The organism is uncultured Streptococcus sp. (assembly GCF_963456385.1).
Lineage (GTDB): Bacteria > Bacillota > Bacilli > Lactobacillales > Streptococcaceae > Streptococcus.
The window spans coordinates 63,911-71,154 of sequence record NZ_CAUOLF010000012.1 but is presented as its reverse complement, the minus strand read 5'-3'; the positions used below and the strand labels follow the sequence as shown (position 1 = coordinate 71,154).

The window sequence follows — 7,244 nt, the reverse complement described above, 5'->3', positions numbered from 1 at the left end:
GTCAATACTTTAATGATTATGGACCGAGCTTTGCTTCTTATGTTGTTGGGATTATTACCATTACTATCGTTTATCTTATCTTCCAGCGCAACATTATTGCTGGAATGAGCAACGGAGCAGTGAAGTAAGCTAAATATACAAAGCCCGTAAAAAGCTCACAGGCATCCACATCCATAAACTACTGAATTTGTAACGGCTGTGGAAGATTCATCTTTTTTGCACAGAGCTTAGGGCGTGTTCCATTCAGCGCACGGGAAAGAGTATATAAGACAAGATTTTAGAGGAGAAGACTATGGGTATTCAAAATAAGACCATGCTGATTACTTACTCAGACAGCCTGGGGGAGAATTTAAAAGATTTATATGACAATTTAGAAAAGCATTTTGGCGATGCAGTTGGAGGAGTGCATTTGCTTCCTTTCTTCCCATCAACTGGTGACCGGGGATTCGCCCCAGTAGACTATGAAGAGGTTGACTCAGCCTTTGGTGACTGGGAGGATGTAGAAAAGCTGGGCGAGAAATATTATCTCATGTTTGACTTTATGATCAACCACATCTCACGCCAGTCCAAGTATTATAAGGATTTTCAGGAAAAGAAGGATCAGAGTGAGTATCGTGACCTCTTTCTCAGCTGGGATAAGTTTTGGCCAGAAAATCGTCCGACGCAAGCTGATGTTGATTTGATTTATAAGCGTAAGGATCGGGCACCTAAGCAGGAAATCGTCTTTGCAGATGGAAGCACTGAGTATCTGTGGAACACCTTTGGTGAAGAGCAGATTGATCTAGATGTTCGCAGTCAGGTAACTAATGATTTCATCAAGAAAACATTACGTCAACTGTCAGAGCATGGCTGTGATCTGATTCGTTTAGATGCATTTGCCTATGCAGTCAAAAAGTTAGATACCAATGATTTCTTTGTTGAGCCAGAAATCTGGGATTTATTAGAAAAAGTCCAGCAGCAAGCGGCTGAGTTTGGGACGGATATTTTACCAGAAATTCATGAGCATTATTCTATCCAGTTCAAGATTGCAGAGCATGGCTATTTTGTCTATGATTTTGCGCTACCGATGGTAACTCTTTATTCTCTATACAGTGGTAAAGCAGAGCGTCTAGTCAAGTGGCTTGAAATGAGTCCTATGAAGCAATTCACAACACTGGACACCCACGATGGTATTGGGGTTGTTGATGTTAAGGATATTTTGACTGATGAAGAAATTGACTTTGCAACCAATGAACTATATAAGGTTGGGGCCAATGTCAAGCGTAAGTATTCCTCAGCTGAGTACAATAATCTGGACATTTACCAGATTAACTCGACTTACTACTCAGCCTTGGGCGATGACGACAAGAAATACTTCATTAGTCGTCTGATTCAGGCTTTTGCTCCAGGGATTCCACAGGTCTATTATGTTGGTTTCTTAGCTGGGAAAAATGACCTTGAACTGCTAGAAAACACCAAGGAAGGTCGCAATATCAACCGTCATTATTACAGTAATGAGGAGATTGCTGAAGAAGTCAAGCGTCCAGTTGTGCAAGCCTTGCTCAAGCTTTTCCGTTACCGAAACCAGTCTGCTGCCTTTGACCTAGATGGCACTATTGAAGTCAATCTATTGGATGAAAATAGCCTCCGGATTGTCCGTAGCAATGCAGATAAGTCAGTCACTGCTCAAGTAGTTATCAACCTCAAAGAATTGACATATAGCGCGAGTGAAAATGGCCAAGCTATCACTTTTGAATAGAGATAAGAAAAGAGAAGAAGAATGGTAGAATTAAATCTGAAAAATATCTATAAAAAATATCCCAACAGCGACCACTATTCAGTGGAAGACTTCAATCTAGATATCAAGGACAAGGAATTTATCGTCTTTGTCGGTCCGTCTGGTTGCGGAAAATCAACTACTCTGCGTATGATTGCGGGTTTGGAGGATATTACAGAAGGAACTGCCTCTATTGACGGTACAGTGGTCAATGATGTAGCGCCAAAAGATCGTGATATCGCTATGGTCTTCCAGAACTATGCCCTTTATCCGCACATGACTGTCTACGACAACATGGCTTTTGGTCTCAAGCTGCGCAAGTACAGCAAGGAAGATATTGACAAACGGGCTAATGAAGCAGCAGAAATCCTAGGTTTGAAGGAATTCTTGCAGCGCAAGCCAGCTGATTTGTCTGGTGGTCAGCGTCAGCGGGTAGCAATGGGACGCGCTATCGTTCGGGATGCAAAGGTTTTCCTTATGGATGAGCCTCTGTCAAACTTGGATGCTAAGCTGCGTGTTTCTATGCGGGCGGAGATTGCCAAGATTCACCGCCGTATCGGGGCAACAACTATTTATGTTACCCACGACCAGACTGAAGCTATGACTCTGGCTGACCGGATTGTTATCATGTCAGCGACCAAGAATCCTGCTGGAACTGGTACGATTGGACGAGTGGAGCAGATTGGTACGCCACAGGAAGTCTATAAACATCCGGCAAATAAGTTTGTTGCCGGCTTCATTGGCAGCCCAGCTATGAACTTCTTTGAAGTGACACTGGAAGATGGCCGTCTTGTCGGCCCCAACAGAAACTTCAGTCTCCAAGTCCCAGAGGGCAATCTTAAGGGGTTGCGGGAGAAGGGCTATGAAGGCAATAAGTTGATTTTTGGTATTCGTCCGGAAGATATCAACATGGAACCAGCCTTTCTGGAAACCTTCCCTGAGTCGGTTCTAACTGCGAAGATTTCTGTTTCTGAGTTGCTTGGAGCGGAGTCTCACCTCTACTGTGCGGTTGGTAGCAGTGAGTTTGTTGCCAAAGTTGATGCACGTGATCATATGAATACCGGAAGCAGTATTAAACTTGGCTTCGACCTAAACAAGGCGCATTACTTTGATGCTGAGACGGAAGACAATATTTTCTAATCTATTGCTCCTTATAAAAATAATCCAGACAGATTACTGTTTGGATTTTTACAAAAAACTATCTATAAAATTAGTAAAATTTTACTAAATTTATTGAAGTTTTACTCGGAAACAGTTATAATAAATATAAGAAAACGATTACAATGTCGATCATTCATTTTAAAGGAGTTTAGCTTATGTCAAACCTAATTTCAGCGGAGCAAGTCTGCGCAGATTTTGCCAAAGTTTTTGGAGTAGAAGCGGACCACACTTTCTTTTCACCCGGTCGGATTAATCTGATTGGTGAGCATACGGACTATAACGGCGGCCATGTTTTTCCTGCTGCGATTTCTCTAGGAACTTATGGAGCGGCTCGCAAGCGGGACGATCAGCTCTTGAGATTCTTCTCAGGAAATTTTGAAGAAAAAGGGATTATTGAAGTGTCGCTGGAAAACCTGCACTTTGAGCCTGAGCATAACTGGACCAACTATCCAAAAGGAGTTCTGCATTTTCTGCAGGAGGCAGGTCATAAGATTGACCGAGGCATGGATGTCTATGTTTATGGAAATATTCCAAATGGTTCTGGCTTATCATCTTCTGCATCGCTAGAGCTATTGACAGGTGTGATTGCTGAGAAACTCTTTGACTTGCAGTTAGAACGTCTGGACTTAGTGAAAATCGGTAAATTAACTGAAAATGAATTTATCGGGGTTAATTCTGGCATCATGGACCAGTTTGCTATCGGAATGGGAGCTGACCAGCGGGCTATTTACCTAGACACCAATACTCTCGAATATGACTTGGTGCCGCTTGAACTCAAGGATAATGTCGTAGTAATTATGAATACCAACAAGCGTCGTGAGTTGGCGGATTCTAAGTACAATGAGCGTCGGGCGGAGTGTGAAAAAGCTGTTGAGGAACTTAACCGCAAGCTGTCTATCGCTACCTTGGGTGAGTTGGACGAGTGGTCCTTTGACGAGTATAGCTATCTGATTGAGGACGAAAATCGTCTCAAACGGGCTCGCCATGCTGTTTTGGAAAATAAACGGACCTTGCAAGCACGGGCAGCTTTGCAGGCAGGCGATCTTGAAAAGTTTGGCCGTCTCATGAATGCTTCCCACGTTTCTTTGGAACATGACTATGAAGTGACTGGTCTAGAGCTGGACACTTTGGTTCACACGGCCTGGGAGCAAGAAGGTGTTCTGGGGGCTCGTATGACTGGGGCAGGCTTTGGCGGATGTGCTATTGCTTTAGTTGGTAAAGATTCGGTGGAAGCTTTCAAAGAAAATGTCGGCCGCAAGTATCAAGAGGTTGTCGGCTACGCCCCTAGCTTTTACATTGCAGAAGTAGCTGGCGGAAGCCGAGTGCTGGATTAAATGGCAGAAAAGGAACTTGGGTCTGGGACAAAAGTCCTAGCCTCTCAATTGTCTTTGGATTGTCGAGCAAGACGCAGTGGTTGAGTGGGCTCTACTACGCTGATTTCATCAGCTTTTACAGCCCTACTCAACTGTGCGGAGGTGGGACGACGAAATCGAATTCTAACGAATTACCGATTTCTGTCCCACTCTCTTTACTAGCAAGAGAAAGGAAGATCTATGTCCAAGAAGTTACTGACTGCTTTTGTATCTGCAGTGATTGACAATAGTACTTTTGAAGAAATGGACACCATCTATCTGAGCAATCGTGTTATGGCTTTGGTCGGAGAGGCAGTGGCAGAGCAGGAGACCGAGGCTGAGCAGCTAATTGACCTTAAGGATGACTTGGTAGCTGTGGCTGTCAAGAATGGGAAGATTGGTGATACCCTGGCTGAGCAGGATATATTGGGAGCTGAGCTCATGAACTTCATCACCCCAGCCCCTAGCCAGCTCAATCGGGACTTCTGGATGACTTATGCCTCCAATCCCGAGCAAGCCGTGGCTGATTTTTACCAGCTTAGTCAAAAAAATGACTACATCAAGGTCAAGGCCATTACTAAAAACATTGCTTTCAAATCGCCAACTGAATATGGAGATTTGGAAATTACCATTAATCTCTCTAAGCCAGAAAAGGATCCCAAGGAAATTGCGGCAGCTAAAAAGGCTAAGAACAGCAATTATCCAGCCTGCCAGCTCTGTATGGAAAATGAAGGTTATCAAGGTCGCTTGGACCACCCAGCCCGCGCTAACCATCGGATTATCCGTTTTGACTTGGCTGGACAGGAGTGGGGCTTCCAGTATTCGCCCTATGCCTACTTTAATGAACATTGCATCTTTCTGCACAGCCAGCACCTTCCCATGGCTATCAGTCGGCTGACCTTTGAGCGCTTGCTGGACATCGTGGAGACCTTTCCGGGTTATTTCGCTGGCTCCAACGCCGACCTGCCTATTGTCGGTGGCTCTATCCTGACCCACGACCACTATCAGGGCGGACGTCATACTTTCCCTATGGAAATAGCAGAGCTGGATTGCAGCTTTACTTTTAGCGGCTTTGATGAGGTGGAAGCAGGCATTGTCAAGTGGCCCATGTCCGTCATTCGTCTAAGGTCTGAGAAGAAGGAACACTTGATTGAGTTGGCTGACAAGATCTTGCAAGTTTGGCGGACTTATTCTGACTCCAGTGTGCAGGTGTTGGCAGAGTCTGAGGGTGAGCTGCATCATACCATCACACCGATTGCCCGCAGAAAAGATGGATCTTTTGAGTTAGACTTGGTCTTGCGGGACAATCAAACGTCGCCAGAACACCCAGACGGCATTTACCATCCTCATAGGGATGTGCAGCATATTAAGAAAGAAAATATCGGTCTGATTGAGGTGATGGGACTGGCTATTCTGCCGCCTCGGCTCAAGGAAGAACTCAAGCGGGTGGAACTTTTCTTGCTAGGAGAAGACTGTCAGGTTGCTGCCTATCATCAGGAGTGGGCCAATCAACTCAAAGACCAGAATCCAGATGTTAGCGCTGAGACGGTGGAAGGAGTAGTTCAAGCATCGGTTGGACAAATTTTCAGCCGTGTGTTGGAAGATGCGGGAGTTTACAAGCGAACAGAGGAAGGGCAAGAGGCTTTCATGCGCTTCGTCCAATCCGTCGGCATCCAGCCCTAGGAAATGTGTTATAATGAATCTAGCGTAACAGGGAAAGGAAGTTTTATGGCAATTTTAGTATTAGGTGGAGCTGGCTATATCGGCTCGCACATGGTAGACCGTCTAGTAGCGGCAGGCAAGGAAGAGGTAGTCGTCGTTGATAATTTGGTGACTGGCCATCGGGCAGCCATCCATCCGCAAGCAGTTTTTTATGAGGGAGATTTGGCGGATAAGGACTTTATGCGTGGTGTTTTTGCCAAACATCCATCTATCGATGCGGTCATTCACTTTGCTGCCTTTTCACTGGTCGCAGAGTCTATGGCGGATCCGCTCAAGTATTTTGACAATAACACAGCCGGCATGGTTTCCCTTTTAGAGGTCATGCAGGAATGCGGCGTTAAAAACATTGTCTTTTCTTCGACTGCTGCGACTTATGGCATCCCTGAGGAAGTGCCGATTCTGGAAACGACTCCGCAAAAGCCTATCAATCCTTATGGTGAGAGCAAACTCATGATGGAGACCATTATGCGCTGGGCAGACCGGGCCTATGGTATCAAGTTTGTAGCTCTGCGCTATTTCAATGTGGCCGGTGCCAAGCCTGACGGGTCTATCGGAGAGGACCACGGGCCTGAAACCCATCTCCTGCCCATTGTGCTTCAGGTGGCTCAGGGCAAACGTGAGAAGATTGCCGTCTTTGGTGACGATTACGATACTCCAGATGGCACCAATGTCCGCGATTATGTCCATCCTTTTGACTTGGCTGATGCCCATATTTTGGCTGTTGAGCATCTGCGTGCTGGTCAACCTTCAGACGCCTTTAACCTTGGCTCTTCGACTGGTTTTTCCAACCTGCAGATTGTAGAAGCAGCACGAAAGGTGACCGGACATCCTATTCCTTTGGAAATAGCAGAGCGGCGCCCAGGGGATCCGGATACGCTGATTGCTTCCTCTGAGAAAGCAAGAAATGTTCTGGGTTGGCAGCCGAAATTTGACAATATCGAAACCATTATCGAAACCGCTTGGAAATGGCATTCCAGTCATCCAAATGGCTATGATGACAGAGAATAAACTGACAAACCAGCTAGAGAGGCTGGTTTTTTACTTTGAATTATAAAACCCTTCTTTACAAATTTTTAAAAGCCTTTTATAATAAAAGGAAGATTGATTGACATATTATCTGTAATCTTGTTTATTTGCTACTAATTATTAGTATATTTTAAAAATCATGGTAGTTACAGTGCAAGGAGAAATAAGAGTGTAGAATAGCGAATTTTTTGAACCACTATCAGATGAGACAGATGTTGACAGTTTGT

Annotated in this window: 5 protein-coding genes and 1 pseudogene; all 6 read left to right on the top strand. The window is 44.9% G+C overall.

Annotated elements, in window-relative coordinates; translation table 11 throughout:
• Positions 1 to 128 (top strand): annotated as a pseudogene (locus RP262_RS06495) (carbohydrate ABC transporter permease); the annotation flags it as partial.
• A gap of 164 nt (positions 129 to 292) precedes the next feature.
• Positions 293 to 1,738, top strand: a complete 1,446-nt coding sequence (gtfA, locus tag RP262_RS06490; RefSeq protein ID WP_311154626.1) for a sucrose phosphorylase — start codon at positions 293 to 295, stop codon at positions 1,736 to 1,738.
• A gap of 21 nt (positions 1,739 to 1,759) precedes the next feature.
• Positions 1,760 to 2,896, top strand: coding sequence for a sn-glycerol-3-phosphate ABC transporter ATP-binding protein UgpC (locus tag RP262_RS06485; protein WP_311154625.1), 1,137 nt, complete (start codon positions 1,760 to 1,762; stop codon positions 2,894 to 2,896).
• A gap of 176 nt (positions 2,897 to 3,072) precedes the next feature.
• Complete coding sequence (locus RP262_RS06480) at positions 3,073 to 4,251, top strand: galactokinase (RefSeq protein WP_311154624.1); 1,179 nt, start codon at positions 3,073 to 3,075, stop codon at positions 4,249 to 4,251.
• Between the two features lie 219 nt (positions 4,252 to 4,470).
• Positions 4,471 to 5,952, top strand: coding sequence for a UDP-glucose--hexose-1-phosphate uridylyltransferase (gene galT, locus RP262_RS06475; RefSeq protein WP_311154623.1), 1,482 nt, complete (start codon positions 4,471 to 4,473; stop codon positions 5,950 to 5,952).
• A 45-nt stretch (positions 5,953 to 5,997) separates the two neighbouring features.
• On the top strand, positions 5,998 to 6,999 hold the full coding sequence (gene galE / locus RP262_RS06470; protein WP_311154622.1) for a UDP-glucose 4-epimerase GalE: 1,002 nt from the start codon (positions 5,998 to 6,000) through the stop codon (positions 6,997 to 6,999).
• Positions 7,000 to 7,244: the final 245 nt, after the last annotated feature.